This is a genomic window from Umezawaea endophytica (assembly GCF_025061645.1).
GTDB classification, from domain to species: Bacteria; Actinomycetota; Actinomycetes; order Mycobacteriales; family Pseudonocardiaceae; genus Umezawaea; species Umezawaea endophytica.
The window spans coordinates 479,908-495,788 of sequence record NZ_JANYMP010000002.1 but is presented as its reverse complement, the minus strand read 5'-3'; the positions used below and the strand labels follow the sequence as shown (position 1 = coordinate 495,788).

Here is a 15,881-nt window from a genome sequence, read left to right as displayed (position 1 = left end):
CCGCCCCCTCGGCCCGTCAGCAGCCGACGAGACGAGCCGCGAGGTAGCCCTCCAACTGGTCCATGGCAACGCGTTCCTGCGACATCGTGTCCCGCTCCCGCACCGTGACGGCGTGGTCGGTGAGGGTGTCGAAGTCGACCGTCACGCAGAACGGCGTGCCGATCTCGTCCTGCCGCCGGTAGCGGCGGCCGATCGCGCCCGCGTCGTCGAAGTCCACGTTCCAGTTGCGCCGCAACGCCGACGCGAGGTCGCGCGCCTTCGGCGACAGGTCCGCGTTGCGCGACAGCGGGAGCACCGCGGCCTTGATCGGGGCGAGCCTCCGGTCGAGCTTCAGCACGACCCGGCGGTCCACGCCGCCCTTGGCGTTCGGGGCCTCGTCCTCGTGGTAGGCCTCCAGCAGGAACGCCATCATCGGACGGCCGACGCCCGCCGCGGGCTCGATCACGAACGGCCGGTAGCGCGAGTTCGTGGCCTGGTCGAAGTACGACAGGTCCACGCCCGAGTGGTTGGAGTGGGTGTTGAGGTCGAAGTCGCCGCGGTTCGCGATGCCCTCCAGCTCACCCCACTCCTGGCCGCCGAAGCGGAAGCGGTACTCGATGTCCACCGTCCGCTTGGAGTAGTGCGACAGCTTCTCCTTCGGGTGCTCGTACTGCCGCAGGTTCTCCTTGGCCAGCCCCAGATCGGTGTACCAGCGGGCGCGCTCGTCGATCCAGTACTGGTGCCACTCCTCGTCCGTGCCGGGCTCGACGAAGAACTCCATCTCCATCTGCTCGAACTCGCGGGTGCGGAAGATGAAGTTGCCCGGCGTGATCTCGTTGCGGAACGACTTGCCGATCTGGCCGATGCCGAACGGCGGCTTCTTGCGGGACGTGGTCTGCACGTTCAGGAAGTTCGTGAAGATGCCCTGCGCGGTCTCGGGGCGCAGGTAGTGCAGGCCCTCGTCCGTCTCGATCGGGCCGAGGTGCGTCTTGAGCAGGCCGTTGAACATCTTCGGCTCGGTGTACTCGCCGCGCGTGCCGCAGTTCGGGCACGGGACGTCGGCCAAGCCGCCCTCAGCCTTGCTCGAACGCTCGGCGTACTCCTCCACGAGCGTGTCCGCGCGGTAGCGCTTGTGGCAGGAGTTGCACTCCACCAACGGGTCCACGAACGCCTCGATGTGGCCGGACGCGGCCCACACCTCGCGCGGCAGGATCACCGAGGAGTCCAGGCCCACCACGTCGTCGCGGCCCTGCACCATGAACTTCCACCACTGGCGCTTGATGTTGTCCTTGAGCTCGACGCCCAGCGGCCCGTAGTCCCACGCCGACCTCGTACCACCGTAGATCTCGCCGCACGGGTAGACGAAGCCACGGCGCTTGCACAGGCTGACGACGGTCTCGATGCGATCGGCTGGCACGGGTACTCCCCAGGAGGGCTGGTTGAAGGGAAAGGGCCAAGCCTAACGCGCCCGCGCGCACCTCCAATGGGCGACCGGGGGCCGTCTGTGCTTACCCTGCGGAGATGGCGGACGAGTTGCGCGAGATGTGGGACTTCGCCGATCTGTCGGCGACCGAGGAGAGGTTCCGCGCCAGGCTCGCGGAGCCGATCACCGACGGCGGACGGGCCGAGGTGCTGACCCAGCTCGCCCGCGTCGAGGGCCTGCGCGGCGACTTCGTCGTCGGCCACCAGTTGCTGGCCGACGCCGAGGCGCTGGCCGCACCGGACTCGCCAGGCCGCGTCCGCGTCCTGCTGGAACGCGGCAGGCTGCTGCGCTCCTCCGGCGCCGCACCGGAGTCACTGCCCCTGTTCGCCGCCGCGTTCGTGCTGGCGAGCCACCGCGGCGACGAGTACCTGGCCGTCGACGCCGCCCACATGGCGGCGCTGGTCGACAGCGCCGAGGAGTGGACGCAGCGCGGCGTGGAACTGGCGCTGAAGTCCGCCGACCCGCGCGTGCGGGGGTGGATCGGCCCCCTGCTGAACAACCTGGGCTGGGCCCACTTCGAGGCGGGCCGGTTCGAGGACGCGCTGTCCGCGTTCCAGCGCGCGCTGGTGGCCCGCGAGCAGAGCGTCGGCGACCCGCACGAGGTGGAGGTCGCCCGCTACGCCGTGGCCAGGACGCTGCGCGCGCTCGGCCGACCCGCCGAGGCCGCCGAGCTGATGAACCGGGCCGTGGCGTGGACCCGTGAGTCCGGCGTGCCCGACGGGTGGTTCCACGAGGAGCTGGCCGAGGACTACGCGGCGCTGGGGCGGCCGTCCGAGGCCGCCGAGCAGGCCGCGCTGGCACTGGGGCTGCTCGACGCGAACCAGGCGCCGGACCGGGTGGGCCGCCTGCGGCACCTGGCGTCGTTCCGGCCCGCTCACCCGAGCGACCCCGCGGTCCTCGACCCGTAGTCCGGCAGGCGCAGGGAGTTCGCGGCGCGCGTCGTCCCGTCGCCGAACACCTTCACACCCGCGAGCAGCGGCTGCGCCCGCACCGCCTGGTTGCGGAACCACAGGCCGTGGCGGGTCGTCGGGATGACGGCGTTCGCGCCGAGCGCCAGGGCCTGGTTGCGCTCGACGAAGTCGGCCGCGGTCCGCCGGTACGCCGCGAACGCCTCGGTGTGGTCGGTGGCCGTGGCCAGCTCCCCCGCCAGGACGTACGCGCCGACGACCGCCAGGCTCGTGCCCTGCCCGGACAGGAACGACGGCGCGAAGGCGGCGTCGCCGACCAGCGCGACCCGCCCGCTGCTCCACGCGGGCATCCGGATCTGGCTGACGCCGTCGGCGAACACGTCGTCGGCCGCGCGCAGGTCGGCCAGCAGTTCCCGCGCGGCGGGCCCGTCGTCCTCGAAGGTCCGCTCGGTCAGCCGGATCCACGAGTCCAGGTCCCGCACCTCCTCCTTGGTCGGCCGGGTGCCCGTAAAGCCCATGATGACGCTCACCACCGGTCCGCTCCCGACGGCGTAGACCGTGGTCATCCGGCCCGGCGCGTTGCGCATCACGGCCTGGCTGTCCAGGCCGTGCCGGTTGGGCGCGGTGAACCCGGTGAACCGGTAGCCGAGGTGGCGCACGTGGTCCTCCTCCGGCCCGAACACCAGCCCGCGCACCGCGGAGTGGATGCCGTCGGCCCCGATGACCAGGTCGAACGTCCGGCGCGTCCCGCTGCGGAAGGTCACGTCGACGCCGTCCGCGTGCTCGGCCAGTTCGGCGATCGAGTCGCTGAACAGGTGCTCGACGTCGTCGCGGGTCACGTCGTGGAACGCGGCGGTGATGTCGCCCCTGGGGATCTCCAGGTCCGCGCCCTCCGCACCTCCGGTGAGCACCTCGGGCGTCACGGCCCCGATCCGTCGCCCGTCCGCCGTCAGGAACGCGACCTCGCGCGTCCTCGTCCGGGCGTCCCTCAACCGGTCGAACAGGCCCATGCGCGTGACGACCTCGACGGCCACGCCGCGCAGGTCGACCGGGTACCCGCCACCCCGCACCGCCGGGGCGATCTCGACGACCGTGACGCGGAAGCCGTACCGGTGCAGCCAGTAGGCCAGCGCGGGCCCGGCGATGCTCGCCCCCGAGATCAACACGCTGCGAGTGGTCATGGGAACCCCTTAAGTTAGGTACATGAGTGTTCCCTATCAAAAGTACACGATAAGGTACGCGAGTGAGCCTTGAGCCGTCGAAGCGTCGCCGCGGGACCGAACTGGAGCACGCGATCCTCGACGCGGCCTGGGAGGTGCTGGTGGACGGCGGCTACGGGGCGTTCACCGTCGAAGCGGTCGCCGAACGGGCGCAGACCAGCAGGCACGTGCTCTACCGCCGCTGGGCGACCCGCGGCGACCTGGTCCTGGCCGCCATCCGCCGCCAGTCCGACCGCACCGCGCCCGCGCTACCGGACACCGGATCGCTGCGGGGCGACCTGCTGGCGTTGATGACCAACTCGAACGGCGACCGGATGCGCATGGCGGCGGTCCTGAGCGTGCACTTCGGCACGTACTACCGCGAGACCGGCACGACCCCGGCGGACCTGCGGAACTCCCTCGTCGGCGACTACGAGGGCTACCTGGACACCATCTTCGGCCGCGCGGCCGAGCGCGGCGAGATCCCCGCGGGGGGCGTGAGCGCGCGGGTGATGAACCTGGCGGGCGACCTGCTCCGCCACGAGGTGCTGATGACCTTCGCGCCGGTCCCGGACTCGACGATCGTGGAGATCGTCGACGACGTGGTCCTGCCGCTGGTCCGGAAGACCTAGCCGACCTCGCGCACGGTCACCGGGGCGTCGCCGAGGGCCCGGACGCCTCACCGAGCCGGACCGTCCCGGCGTCCCGCGCCAGCAGGCTGACCTGGCGGCCGACCGCGCCACCGGACGCCACCAGCACCGGCTCGTACGCGGCGGGCTCGTCCACCAGTGCCTCGGACAGCAGCGGGACCACGTGCTCGCGCACCTCGAACGGCGACAGCGCGCGCCGGTACGCGACGACGGACTCGAACTCCACCGTCAGCACCCACCGGTCGGGCTCGTCCATGGACTGGCTGAGCAGCCCGCGCAGGCAGCCGGGCCGCGCGATCAGCAGTTCCAGGGCCCGTTCGGCGCGCGCGGTGAAATCGGCGACATCGGGTTCGAGCACGGTGAACCGGCACACGAGCAGCACGGTGCAAGGATGCCACGGTGGCGAACGACTCCAAGCGCACCCTGATCCCCGGCGACGGACCACTGGCCAAGGTCACTGGCACGGTCGCGTTCCTGCTGGTCATCGCACTCTTCGCCGCCGGTGTCCTGATCCGCGGGGCACTCGGCGCGGCCCTGCTCGGCGTCCTGCTGGCAGGCGTGCTGGCGCTGCTGGCGGCGACGTGGAAGCTGCTCCCGCCCGCCGGACGCGTGCTGCGGCTCGTCGTCGTCCTGGTGCTCGTCGCTGTCATCATCTCGGTTCTGCCCGGATAGCGCCTAGGATTGGTCTTGATAATCCATTCCAGGTAGAGCGGGAAGAAGGTGCGTGCGCTTGACCCAGGACGCGACGACGGTCCCGGTGCGCGGCGAGCACACCCACTCCCACGAGCGCGACGCCCCCCGCCCCGCCCCGCCGAGGTCCGCCCGAACGCTGGCGGCCGCGGGCGAACTGCTGCGCGCGCTGGCCGCGCCGGTGCGGATCGCGATCGTCCTGCAACTCCAGGAAGCCGAGCGGTGCGTGCACGAGCTGGTCGAGGCGCTCGGCGTCGCACAGCCGTTGATCAGCCAACACCTGCGGGTGCTCAAGGCCGCGGGTGTCGTGCACGGGGAACGCCACGGGCGCGAGGTCGTCTACCGGTTGGTGGACGAGCACCTGGCGCACATCGTCGTGGACGCGGTCATCCACGTCGAGGAGGGTGGGGGGACTTCAACCCGCCCGGTGGTCGCTGGTATCAACGAGACCGACCGGACCGACCGGACGGAGGATCTGTGACCACTAGCGAGCGCCCCACTACCGCGGTGCCAGGACTGCGCTCGACCAAGCAGCGCACAGCGGTGTCCAAGCTGCTCGACCAGCTCGCCGAGTTCCGCTCGGCGCAGGAGCTGCACGAGGAACTGCGCAAGCGCGGTGAGGGCATCGGCCTGACCACCGTGTACCGCACCCTCCAGTCGCTGGCCGACGCGGGCGAGGTCGACGTGCTGCGCACCGACTCCGGCGAAGCCATCTACCGGCGCTGCTCCGCGCACCACCATCACCACCTGGTGTGCCGCACGTGCGGCCGCACCGTCGAGGTCGAAGGCCCCGCGGTGGAGAAGTGGGCCGACCGCATCGCGGCCGAGAACGGCTTCTCCGAGGTCAGCCACACCGTCGAGATCTTCGGGACGTGCGCGGGGTGCACCCGCAAGAGCTGAGTCAGCTCTCGTAGGTGTCGACGGGGGTCGCGACGGGCGCGATCTCCGCGACGGTGAACGTCGGCACGTAGGCGGTCTCCTTCGTCGCCGAGCCGGGCACGACCTTGCCCGTGACCTCGACCCACTGGTCGGTCGGCATCGAGTCGAACCCGGTGCCGGTCATCCGCACCTTGATCGGCGACGCGTCGGCCGCGCAGCACGAGATCGCCAGCCGGGCGACGTAGGTCGCGTCGTTCTTGCGCACCACGAACCCGGTCAGCTTCACCACCCGGTCGTCCAGCGACCCCGAGTCGTCCCACGCGGTGCGCGTGACGAACTCGCCGAGGCTCAGCGGGATGACCGCGCCCTCCGGCAGCGCCGCGAAACCGTTGGCGCTCTTGGACTCCTGGGCCGCGTTGCGGTCCGACCGGTTGACCGTGTCCGCGCCGAGCGCGGGCGGGGCGATCAGGAACACCGCCAGCACGGGCAGCAGCAGCATCCACGGGCTGCGCGACGACTTGTGCTCGTGGTCGCCGTGCGCCTCCTCCGCCTCCTTCGGAGCGCGCAGGTCGCGGACGATCGCCAGGCCCGCCAACAGGATCATGACCGCGCCCGCGGCGATCAGCAGCGGCTGGAGGCCCGCCTTCACGTACCGCAGGTACATGTCGGTGAAGCTCAGCTTCAGCAGCGCGCCACCGAGCAGGATGAGCAGGATGTTCTGCGTTTCGCGCCTCACAGGAACACGGCTCCGGCGGCTAGGGCGCTCGCGATGGCCACCACGAACGTGGCGGGCGCGAAGCGCAGGGCGAAGGACTTGCCGAACGTACCCGCCTGGAGGGCGAACAGCTTCACGTCGACGGCGGGACCGACGACCAGGAACACCAGGCGCGGCAACAGGGGCAGCGCGGTCATCGACACGGCGACGAACGCGTCCGCCTCGCTGCACAGCGCCAGGATCACGGCCAGGAACGCCATGACGATCACCCCGAGCACGATCTGCGCGCCGAGCGTCTCCATCCACGCGGTCGGCACCAGCACGTTGAACGCGGCGGCGAACACACCGCCGAGCACCAGGAACCCGCCCGCTTCGACGAGGTCGTGCCGCGCGGTCTCGGTGAACACCGCCCAGCGCGAGGTGCCCTCCTTCTCCTCGAACTTCCGCAGCGCGCGCTCGGCGATCCACTCGGCCTTGCCGAACCTCGTCCACAGCCAGCCCATGACCATCGCCGTGAGCAGCGAACCGACGAACCGGGCGGGCACCATCATCGGCGCGTCCCGGAACGCGACGGCGGTCGCGACCAGCACGATCGGGTTCACCGCGGGCGCGGCCAGCAGGAACGACAACGCCACCGCGGGCGGGACGCCCTGCTGCATCAGCCTCCTGGCCACCGGCACCGAGGCGCACTCACAACCCGGCAGCGCGACCCCGGCGAGGCCCGCGACCGGCACGGCGAGCGCCGTCTTCTTCGGCAGCAGCCTGCGAAGGGCGCTCGCGGGCACGAAGGCCGCGATGGCGCCGCTGATGAGGACGCCGAACACCAGGAACGGCATCGCCTGAACGCAGACGGCCACGAACACGGTCGACGCCGTCCGCAACTGCGGGGCGTCGAGCACGCCGATGAGCCAGTCCTGGAGGACCAGCGCGAGGACCAGCAGCAGGCAGAGCACCTCCAGCGAGGTGACCTTCCCGCGCAGGGGCCCACGACCGCGGGGCCGCGGATCCCTGATCTCGGAAGTGATTGTCACTTCCGAGATGATGCCAGGCACACGCCCCGCGGTCCCACCCCCCTGATGTCGGGTTTCCGCCAAGGTCGGCCGGACGCGCCGTGGGCGGGCGATTTCATTGACAGAGACGTGCGTCACAGGCCACAGTGCACTCCGGTTGTAACGTTTCAATTCACCGCGAGGAGACCTGACGTGAGCCGAAGACGCGATGGCGGCGGTGCCGTCGGACCACTCCTCCACGCCGTGGCGGCCGCGGTCGTGGCGGCGCTGTGCACCGTTCCGACCACCGCGGCCGCGGACCCCCTCGACCGCGGGCGCACCAGCGACAACTTCGCCCCCGCGAGCCGCACGGTCACCCCGGTCAAGGTCACCCGGTCGTCCGGCACCGTCGCGGACCCCGGCAACGTCCTGCGCGGCCGCACGACCACCCTCACCGGCACCGGCTCCTCGGTGACGCTGGACTTCGGCAAGGAGGTCGGCGGAACCGTCAGCGTGCGCTTCCCCGCCTCGGCCGCGCCCGGCGGACGTCTGGGGCTCGCGTTCACCGAGTCCTCGCAGTACATCGGCCTCACCAGCGACGCGAGCAACGGCGGCTCCGGCCCCGACGGCGCGCTGACCGCCGACGTGGTGCCGGGATCGACCTGGACGACGCCGAAGGCCAAGCAGCGCGGCGGCTTCCGCTACCTCACGCTGTTCGTCGACTCGGCGGGCTCGATCGCGATCGACCGGGTGTCGGTCGACATCACCTTCGCGCCGACGATGACCGACCTGCGCGACTACGAGAACCACTTCAGGTCGAGCGACCCGCTGCTCAACAAGATCTGGTACGCCGGTGCGTACACCGTGCAGACCAACATCATCCCGCCCGACACCGGCCGCGTCTGGGGACCGCCCGGCACGGGCTGGGACAACGGCGCCGTGGTCGGCGCGGGCGACACCGTGCTGGTCGACGGCGCCAAGCGGGACCGCACCGTGTGGCCGGGAGACCTCGGCGTCTCGGTGCCGACGGAGTACGCGTCACTGGGCGACCTCACCCCCACGCGCAACGCCCTGACCACGCTCTACCAGCACCAGACCGCGTCAGGCGAACTGCCGTTCGCCGGACCGCAGGTCAACTTCTACGGCTCCGACACCTACCACCTGTGGACGCTCGTCGGCACGGCCACCTACGTCCAGTACACCCACGACGAGGCGTGGCTGCGCGACATGTGGTCCGACTACCGCAGGGGCCTCGACTACTCGCTCGCGAAGATCGGCCCGACCGGCCTGCTGCGCGTGACGGGCACCAACGACTGGGCGCGCGGCGGCCAGGGCGGCGAGAACATCGCGGCCAACGCCCTGATGCACCAGGCGCTCCTGACCGGCGCCGAACTGGCGGAGGAACTGGACGACCCGTCGTCGGCGACCGCGTGGCGCGCGAAGGCGGCCACGCTGAAGGCGGCCGTGAACGCCACGCTGTGGGACGAGCGGGCGGGCCTGTTCCGCGACAACCCGACCAGCGCCCTGCACCCCCAGGACGGCAACTCGCTCGCGGTGTCGTTCGGCCTCACCGACCCGGCCCGCGCCCGGCGGATCAGCGCCTCGCTGACGTTGAACTGGAACGCCTACGGCGCGACGACCCCCGAGAAGAACTCGGAGATCGGCACCTTCCCCGGTTCCCTCGAGGTGCAGGCCCACCTGAACGCGGGCAACGCGACCCGCGCGCTGGAACTGATCCGCCGCGAGTGGGGCTACATGCTGAACTCGCCGCTCGGCACGGGCAGCACGTTCTGGGAGGGCTACCTCGCCAACGGCCAGTTCGGCTACGGCGGCGCGTACATGAGCGCGGCCCACGGCTGGGCCACCGGCCCCACGTCGGCGCTGACGTTCTCCGTGCTCGGCATCCAACCGCGCACGGTGGGCGGCGGCTACCTGGTCAAACCCCAGCCGGGCGACTTGACCAGCGCCGAGGGCAACCTCAAGACCCCGCTGGGCAACATCGAACTGGCCTGGTCCCACGACCCGCGCCGGGGCACGTTCACCGGCGACCTGACCGCCCCCGCCGGAGCCGTGGACCGGGTCGAGGTGCCCACCTTCGGCGCCAAGACCCAACTCCGGGTCAACGGCAGACTGGTCTGGAACGGCACCCGCGGCCTGGCGCACGACGCACACCTGGAAGGCGACTACGTCGTGCTGAAGGGCCTGCCCACCCGCGCCAGGTTCGACAGCCGCTCCACCGGCACCGTCCCTTCAGGACTGGACGTGCGAGTCACCTCGTCCGACAACACCCCGGTCCGCGCGGGCGAGGACCACACCATCGCGGTCACCGTGACGGCAAGTGGCACCAAGGCACTCACGGGCAAGGTCGACGCCACCGCCCCCACCGGCTGGACCACCACCCCGGCCCCGTTCACCCTGGACCCGGCCAAGGGCATCACCAGCACCGTGGTGAAGGTAGGCGTACACGCCCCCACCGGCCCCGGCGGCCAACCACAGATCCGACTGAAAGCCACAGCAGGCAGGCTGACCGCGGAAACCACCACACCCTTGACCGTGTTCGGCCTCTGGCCAACAGGCACCACCGCCACAGCGTCGAGCGAAGCAGCACCCAACGTCTTCGAAGGCCAACCCCGCACCTACTACGCGGCCAACTCCATCGACCGCACCCCCACAACGTTCTGGAACGACGCCAGCCCAGGCCAATTCCCCGACACCCTGACCCTCACCACACCAACACCAATCACTTTGAACGGCATCGGCTTCCAGTCCATCGTGGACGGTGTGGTCACCGACTTCACCATCCAAACCTGGGACGGCACAACGTGGACAACCCAGTCCACCACCACCGGCAACACAGACCTGACCAGGTGGCTCCCCTTCACCCAGCCGGTCACCACAACCCAACTGCGCTTCACCGCAACAGCTTCACAACCCCAAAACGGCAACTACACCCGAGTAGCCGAACTAACCCCGTAACCCGGCCCCAGCCCCCATCCCACCCGCACCCACAGGGCATAGCCCAGTCCCCACCCTGCCCCCGATCCCCAGCGCCTTCATGCCGAATCCGGTTTGTCAAGGCATCTTTCCCGCCTTGACAAACCGGATTCGGCATCGAAACACTCGCGCCTCGGGGGTAGCCCCCCACCCAAAAGCCCCCACCCCCGAGGGCCCAGGCCCCTACGACCCAGACGGATCCGTAGCAGCCAACAACCGCCGGAACGTCCTCTCCATCCCAGCCCGAACTTCCTCAGGCGTAGGCGGCTCGAAGTCGTCCGCGATCTCCTCCTCCACCAGGTCCGTCTCCCCCAGCGTCAAATCCACATGGGTCCCGTTGACCTTCGGCTCGACCAGGCCGTCGTCGAACTCGTCAACCTCCTCGACCTCCTCGTCCGCCTCCCGCAGCTCGTCGATGGTCGCGAGGACCTCGTCCGCGCTCAGCACCGGCAGCATCGGCTCGACGACGGCGAGCATGCCGTCCTCGGCCAGCGCCACGGCCTCGGCCAGCGCCACCGCGTGGGCGCGCTCGTAGGGTCCGCAGACGAAGGAGTCCCACTCCTCGCCGCCGGACGGCTCGAAGGTCACCACCCAGGGGAACTCCAGCACGGCGGAGTCCTCGTCGGGCTCGTAGATGATCACGCCACCCATCAGGTGGTCCTTTCGTCGGCGAGGAGTTCGCCGCGCAGTTGGGATGCGGTGGAGACCACGAGCATCAGCAGGGTGCTGAGTGGTTCGGGCTTCATGCCCTCGGCCGGGAACGCGTACCGCAGGGTCACGTCCATGCCGCGATCGGTGTGCACGACGCCGAGCGTGCCGAAGAGGCCCTGCCCCGCCCGTTCCGCCGCGGACACCGCGAGGTCGCGGTCCTCCGGCAGGTCCCACGCGACGACGCACGTGAGGCTCAGGACGGTCAGGCCCTCGGCGAGCTGCATCGCCTGGATGGCGCACGGGACTTCCCCGTGCAGGAAGCTCAACGCGCCGTCGTCGTCGACGTGGACGTCGTGGAACAGCTCCAGCGCCTCGCGGGCTGAGGTCAGCAGTGCCGCGGTGATGGCGGCGGCGTCTTCGTCGGTCACGCGGTGCTCTCCTCGTCGGGCTTGTCAATGGCGCCGCCGAACCGGCGGTCACGGCGGGCGAAGACCTCGCACGCCGCCCACAGGTCGCGGCGGTCGAAGTCGGGCCACAGGATGTCCTGGAACACCAGTTCCGCGTACGCCGACTGCCACAGCATGAAGTTGGACGTCCGCTGCTCGCCGGACGGGCGGATGAACAGGTCCACGTCCGGCATGTCCGGCTGGTACATGTGCTTCGCCAGCGTGCGCTCGTCGACCTTGTCCGGGTTGATCTTCCCGGCGGCGGCGAGGCGGGCGATCTCGCGGGCGGCGTCGCCGATCTCGGCCCGGCCGCCGTAGTTGATGCACATCGCCAGGTTCAATTCTTTGTTGTCCTTGGTGCGCTCCTGCGCGTCCTCCAGCTCGGAGATGACGCTGCGCCACAGCTTCGGCTTGCGACCCGCCCAGCGGACGCGGACGCCGAGGTCGTCCAGCTCGTCGGTGCGGTTGTGGATCACCTCACGGGTGAAGCCCATGAGGAACCGGACCTCCTCGGGGCTGCGACGCCAGTTCTCCGTCGAGAACGCGTACAGCGACACCCACTTGACGCCAAGCTCGATCGCACCCCGTGCGACCTCGACCACGACGCCCTCGCCCCGCTTGTGCCCCTCGACCCTGGACAGGCCGCGCTGGTTGGCCCAGCGGCCGTTGCCGTCCATGACGATCGCGACGTGCTTGGGCACGAACTCCGCCGGGATGGCGGGCGGCTTGGCGCCGGAGGGGTGCGGGTCCGGGGGTCGGGGGACGCGCGTCTCGCGTTCGGCCCGCCGTCGGCGCAGCATGGTGTTGGGATTCCTCTCGAAGACTGTGCGGTGGCCGAACTTTAGCCCTCGGTCGGACGTGCCGTGCGCTCGACCAGAGGTAGCGAGCGGAGCTGCCGCTCCATGTGCCACTGGAGGTGGGCCGCGACGAGCCCGCTCGCGTCCCGACGCGCGCCGACGGGCAGCGCGTCGACCACGTCCCACTCGCCGTGCAGCAGCGCGACGAGCAGCCGCAACGTCTCCACCGACGGCGTCGCCGAGCCCGCCGGACGGCAGTTCGCGCACACCACCCCGCCCGCCTGCACGTTGAACGCGCGGTGCGGGCCTGGTTCGCCGCAGCGCGCGCACTCGTCCACGGCGGGCGCCCAGCCCGCGATGGACATGGCGCGCATCAGGAACGCGTCCAGCACCAGCGACCCGTCCCGCTCCCCCGCCGCCAACGCCCGCAGCGCGCCCGTGACCAGCAGGTACAGCCGCAGCGCAGGCTCGCCCTCCTCGGCCGCGAGCCGGTCGGCCGTCTCCAGCACCGCGCACGCCGCCGTGTAGCGGGAGTAGTCGCCGACCAGGCTGACGTGGAACGCGTCGAGCGTCTCGACCTGCGTCACGACGTCGAGCGAGCGGCCGGGGTAGAACTGCACGTCCACGTGCCCGAACGGCTCCAGGCGGGCACCGAACCGCGACGACGTGCGGCGCACGCCCTTGGCCACCGCCCGCACCTTGCCGTGCTTCTGGGTCAGCAGCGTGATGATCCGGTCCGCCTCGCCGAGCTTCTGCACGCGCAGGACGATCCCCGTGTCGCGGTACAGGTTCGCCATCTAGAACCCCAGGCGGCGGAGCTGCTTCGGGTCGCGCTGCCAGTCCTTGGCGATCTTGATGTGCAGGTCCAGGAACACCTTGCTGCCCAGCAGCGCCTCGATCTGCTTGCGCGAGGTGATGCCCACCTGCTTCAGCCGCTCGCCCCGGTGCCCGAGGATGATCGCCTTCTGGCTGGTGCGCTCCACGTACAGGTTCGCGTGCACGTCGATGAGGTCGTCGCGGCCCTCGCGCGGCGCCATCTCCTCGACGAGCACCGCGATCGAGTGCGGCAGCTCGTCGTGCACGCCCTCCAGCGCGGCCTCGCGGATCAGCTCCGCGATCAGCGTCATCTCCGGCTCGTCGGTCAGGTCGCCGTCCGGGTACAGCGGCGGGCCCTCCGGGAGCCGGTCGAGCAGCAGCTTCTCCAGCGTGTCGACCTGGTAGCCGTCCACGGCGGACACCGGGACGATCTCGGCGAACTCCATGATGTTCTGCAACGCCAGCAACTGCTCGGCCACCTGCTGCTGCGGCACGAGGTCGGTCTTGGTGATGATGCCGATCACCGGCGTCTTCTTCGCGATCTTCTGCAACTCGGCGGCGATGAACTTGTCACCGGGCCCGACCTTCTGGTCCGCGGGCACGCAGAACCCGACCACGTCCACCTCCGACCAGGTCTCGCGGACCAGGTCGTTCAGCCGCTGGCCGAGCAGCGTCCGCGGTCGGTGCAGACCGGGGGTGTCGATGAGGATCAACTGCCCGTCCTCGCGGTGCACGATGCCGCGGATGGTGTGGCGGGTCGTCTGCGGCTTGCTCGACGTGATCGCGACCTTGGTGCCGACCAGCGCGTTGGTCAGCGTCGACTTCCCCGCGTTCGGACGGCCGACGAAGCACGCGAACCCTGAGCGGTAACCATCCATCCGTCCATTGTCCCTGGTGCTCGATGCGCTGACCGGGTGGGGCCTAGACCGTCTCCACGACGGTGCCGGACGCGTCGGCGCGCAAGATCGGGCCGGTCGCGGTCAGGTCGCGGACGGCCGCCGCGGAGTCCGCGTCGACCTCGGCCGCGCCCGTCACGACGGCGGCGGCTTCGAGGGCTTCCGCGCCGCTGGACACGGCCGCGGCGACGGCCGCCTGGAGGGCCGTCAGCTTGAGCGAGGGCAGCGCCACGGTGGCGGCGGCGTACGTGCGGCCGTCGGTGTCGCGGACGGCCGCGCCCTCGGCGGCGCCGGTGCGGGCGCGCACCGAACGGGCGAGGGTGACGATCTTCTGGTCTTCGGGGTCCAGCTCGGGCACGGTCGTCCTCGTCTTCGGTTCGGCGGCAGCGGGGTTCAGCGGCAGCAGGGCTCGGCGGCAGCAGGGCTCGGTGGCAGCGGGTTCGGCGGCAGCGGTCCACCCGTGCCGGTCAGGCGCGGTTGTCCTCGCGCTCCTTGTCCTCGGCCTGGTCGGGCAGCGCCACGGGGCGCACCAGCACGGTGGTGATGCGCATGCGGCCGCGTTCGTCCTTGCCGCCCTCGGCGCGCATGCGGAGGCCCGAGATCTCGGCCTCGGTGCCGGGCAGCGGGACCCGGCCGAGGCGCTGGGCGAGCAGGCCGCCGACGGTCTCGACCTCGTGCTCGTCCAGCTCGGTGCCGAACAGCGCGTCGAGGTCGTCGACGGGGAGGCGGGCGCTGACCCGCACGGCGCCGTCCACCAGGTGCTCGACCGGCGGCCGGTCGTCGGTGTCGGACTCGTCGGTGATCTCGCCGACGATCTCCTCGATGATGTCCTCGATGGTCAACAGGCCCGCCGTGCCGCCGTACTCGTCGATGACGATGACAAGGTGGGTGCGGGAGAGCTGCATCTCGCGCAGCAGGTCGGCCAGCGGCTTCGAGTCCGGGATGAACGTGGCGGCCTTCATCAGCTCGCCGACGGTGGTGCCGTTCGCCTCGTCGGCGAACGTGACCCGCACCAGGTCCTTCAGGTTCACCACGCCGACGACGTCGTCCACGCTCTCGCCGATCACCGGCACGCGGGTGTAGCCGGTGCGCAGCGACAGCGCGAGCGCCTGCCGCAGCGACTTCGCCTGCTCGATCCACACGATCTCGGTGCGCGGCACCATGACCTCGCGGGCGATGGTGTCGCCCAGCTCGAAGACCGAGTGGATCATCTCGCGCTCGCCCTCGTCCACGACGCCGCGCTCCTGGGCCATGTCGACCAGTTCGCGCAGCTCGACCTCGGACGAGAACGGGCCCTCGCGGAAGCCCTTGCCGGGGGTGATCGCGTTGCCGACCAGGATCAGCAGCCTGCTCAACGGACCGAGCACGCGGCCGAGCACCCGGATCGGCGCGGCGGAGACCAGGCCGACGGCGTACGGGTGCTGACGGCCGATGGTGCGCGGCCCGACGCCGACGAGGACGTACGACACGACCAGCATCGACAGGCCCGCCGTCACGACGGCCAGCCACGGCGGCGACACGAGCCGCAGGCACACGACCGTGACCAGCACCGTCGCCGACAGCTCGCACGCCAGCCGGAGCAGGAGCAGCAGGTTCACGTGGCGGGGCCGGTCGGCCAGCACCTGGAGGAGCTGGCTGGCCCCGGTGCGGCCCTGGCGCTGGAGGCCTTCGACCCGTGCGCGGGACACCGTGCCCAGCGCCGCGTCGGCCGCGGCGAACAGGCCCGCCGCCAGCACCAGCACCACGGCCAGGAAGATCAAGCTCGCGGAACTCGTGGTCACCGGTTCGA

Annotated in this window: 18 protein-coding genes; 6 read left to right on the top strand and 12 right to left on the bottom strand. The window is 70.9% G+C overall.

Annotation, left to right across the window (positions count from 1 at the left end; translation table 11 throughout):
- Window positions 1–16 precede the first annotated feature (16 nt).
- The gene (locus NZH93_RS05810; RefSeq protein WP_259621862.1) at window positions 17–1,396 is read right to left on the bottom strand and encodes a glycine--tRNA ligase; all 1,380 of its coding nucleotides are present in this window, start codon (window positions 1,394–1,396) and stop codon (window positions 17–19) included.
- Between the two features lie 104 nt (window positions 1,397–1,500).
- Here NZH93_RS05810 and NZH93_RS05805 point away from each other — a divergent pair, with 104 nt between their 5' ends.
- The gene (locus NZH93_RS05805; RefSeq protein ID WP_259621861.1) at window positions 1,501–2,370 is read left to right on the top strand and encodes a tetratricopeptide repeat protein; all 870 of its coding nucleotides are present in this window, start codon (window positions 1,501–1,503) and stop codon (window positions 2,368–2,370) included.
- Here NZH93_RS05805 and NZH93_RS05800 read toward each other — a convergent pair.
- Window positions 2,337–3,551, bottom strand: a complete 1,215-nt coding sequence (locus NZH93_RS05800; RefSeq protein WP_259621860.1) for an FAD-dependent monooxygenase — start codon at window positions 3,549–3,551, stop codon at window positions 2,337–2,339. The genes NZH93_RS05805 and NZH93_RS05800 overlap by 34 nt on opposite strands.
- 62 nt (window positions 3,552–3,613) lie before the next feature.
- On the opposite strand from NZH93_RS05800, the gene NZH93_RS05795 reads away from it, so the two are divergent.
- Window positions 3,614–4,201, top strand: coding sequence for a TetR/AcrR family transcriptional regulator (locus NZH93_RS05795; protein WP_259621859.1), 588 nt, complete (start codon window positions 3,614–3,616; stop codon window positions 4,199–4,201).
- A 16-nt stretch (window positions 4,202–4,217) separates the two neighbouring features.
- Here NZH93_RS05795 and NZH93_RS05790 read toward each other — a convergent pair whose 3' ends face one another.
- Complete coding sequence (locus NZH93_RS05790; protein ID WP_259621858.1) at window positions 4,218–4,601, bottom strand: antibiotic biosynthesis monooxygenase family protein; 384 nt, start codon at window positions 4,599–4,601, stop codon at window positions 4,218–4,220.
- 17 nt (window positions 4,602–4,618) lie between these two features.
- Here NZH93_RS05790 and NZH93_RS05785 point away from each other — a divergent pair, with 17 nt between their 5' ends.
- The 3 genes from NZH93_RS05785 (at window position 4,619) to NZH93_RS05775 (ending at window position 5,809) form a co-directional block, all read left to right on the top strand.
- Complete coding sequence (locus tag NZH93_RS05785; RefSeq protein WP_259621857.1) at window positions 4,619–4,891, top strand: hypothetical protein; 273 nt, start codon at window positions 4,619–4,621, stop codon at window positions 4,889–4,891.
- Between the two features lie 85 nt (window positions 4,892–4,976).
- Complete coding sequence (locus NZH93_RS05780) at window positions 4,977–5,390, top strand: ArsR/SmtB family transcription factor (RefSeq protein ID WP_259622167.1); 414 nt, start codon at window positions 4,977–4,979, stop codon at window positions 5,388–5,390.
- Complete coding sequence (locus NZH93_RS05775) at window positions 5,387–5,809, top strand: Fur family transcriptional regulator (RefSeq protein ID WP_259621856.1); 423 nt, start codon at window positions 5,387–5,389, stop codon at window positions 5,807–5,809. Before NZH93_RS05780 ends, NZH93_RS05775 begins: the two co-directional genes overlap by 4 nt.
- Window position 5,810: 1 nt before the next feature.
- On the opposite strand, the gene NZH93_RS05770 is transcribed toward NZH93_RS05775, so the two are convergent.
- Complete coding sequence (locus NZH93_RS05770) at window positions 5,811–6,524, bottom strand: TIGR03943 family putative permease subunit (RefSeq protein ID WP_259621855.1); 714 nt, start codon at window positions 6,522–6,524, stop codon at window positions 5,811–5,813.
- Window positions 6,521–7,534, bottom strand: coding sequence for a permease (locus NZH93_RS05765; RefSeq protein WP_259621854.1), 1,014 nt, complete (start codon window positions 7,532–7,534; stop codon window positions 6,521–6,523). The genes NZH93_RS05770 and NZH93_RS05765 overlap by 4 nt, the downstream gene beginning before the upstream one ends.
- A 171-nt stretch (window positions 7,535–7,705) precedes the next feature.
- Between NZH93_RS05765 and NZH93_RS05760 the strand changes: the two genes are divergently transcribed.
- A complete protein-coding gene (locus NZH93_RS05760; protein ID WP_259621853.1) occupies window positions 7,706–10,468 on the top strand; it encodes an alpha-L-rhamnosidase-related protein in 2,763 nt (920 codons plus the stop codon).
- A 201-nt stretch (window positions 10,469–10,669) separates the two neighbouring features.
- Here the strand turns inward: NZH93_RS05760 and NZH93_RS05755 are convergent, their stop codons facing one another.
- From NZH93_RS05755 to NZH93_RS05725, 7 genes are all read right to left on the bottom strand, one after another.
- On the bottom strand, window positions 10,670–11,137 hold the full coding sequence (locus NZH93_RS05755) for a hypothetical protein (RefSeq protein WP_259621852.1): 468 nt from the start codon (window positions 11,135–11,137) through the stop codon (window positions 10,670–10,672).
- On the bottom strand, window positions 11,137–11,565 hold the full coding sequence (locus NZH93_RS05750) for a hypothetical protein (protein ID WP_259621851.1): 429 nt from the start codon (window positions 11,563–11,565) through the stop codon (window positions 11,137–11,139). The genes NZH93_RS05755 and NZH93_RS05750 overlap by 1 nt, the downstream gene beginning before the upstream one ends.
- Window positions 11,562–12,383, bottom strand: a complete 822-nt coding sequence (locus NZH93_RS05745; RefSeq protein WP_259621850.1) for an isoprenyl transferase — start codon at window positions 12,381–12,383, stop codon at window positions 11,562–11,564. Before NZH93_RS05745 ends, NZH93_RS05750 begins: the two co-directional genes overlap by 4 nt.
- A 41-nt stretch (window positions 12,384–12,424) precedes the next feature.
- On the bottom strand, window positions 12,425–13,177 hold the full coding sequence (gene recO / locus NZH93_RS05740) for a DNA repair protein RecO (RefSeq protein WP_259621849.1): 753 nt from the start codon (window positions 13,175–13,177) through the stop codon (window positions 12,425–12,427).
- Window positions 13,178–14,074 (bottom strand): GTPase Era, encoded by an 897-nt coding sequence (era, locus tag NZH93_RS05735; protein ID WP_259621848.1) that lies wholly within the window; start codon window positions 14,072–14,074, stop codon window positions 13,178–13,180.
- Window positions 14,075–14,117: 43 nt separating this feature from the next.
- The gene (locus NZH93_RS05730) at window positions 14,118–14,450 is read right to left on the bottom strand and encodes a cytidine deaminase-like protein (RefSeq protein WP_259621847.1); all 333 of its coding nucleotides are present in this window, start codon (window positions 14,448–14,450) and stop codon (window positions 14,118–14,120) included.
- A gap of 109 nt (window positions 14,451–14,559) precedes the next feature.
- Complete coding sequence (locus NZH93_RS05725) at window positions 14,560–15,873, bottom strand: hemolysin family protein (RefSeq protein ID WP_259621846.1); 1,314 nt, start codon at window positions 15,871–15,873, stop codon at window positions 14,560–14,562.
- Window positions 15,874–15,881: the final 8 nt, after the last annotated feature.

Coding starts and splice junctions, on each gene's coding strand:
- NZH93_RS05805 (WP_259621861.1), top strand. CDS start 1,501: ATGGCGGACGAGTTGCGCGAGATGTGGGACTTCGCCGATCTGTCGGCG.
- NZH93_RS05800 (WP_259621860.1), bottom strand. CDS start 3,551: ATGACCACTCGCAGCGTGTTGATCTCGGGGGCGAGCATCGCCGGGCCC.
- NZH93_RS05755 (WP_259621852.1), bottom strand. CDS start 11,137: ATGGGTGGCGTGATCATCTACGAGCCCGACGAGGACTCCGCCGTGCTG.
- NZH93_RS05745 (WP_259621850.1), bottom strand. CDS start 12,383: ATGCTGCGCCGACGGCGGGCCGAACGCGAGACGCGCGTCCCCCGACCC.
- recO (WP_259621849.1), bottom strand. CDS start 13,177: ATGGCGAACCTGTACCGCGACACGGGGATCGTCCTGCGCGTGCAGAAG.
- era (WP_259621848.1), bottom strand. CDS start 14,074: ATGGATGGTTACCGCTCAGGGTTCGCGTGCTTCGTCGGCCGTCCGAAC.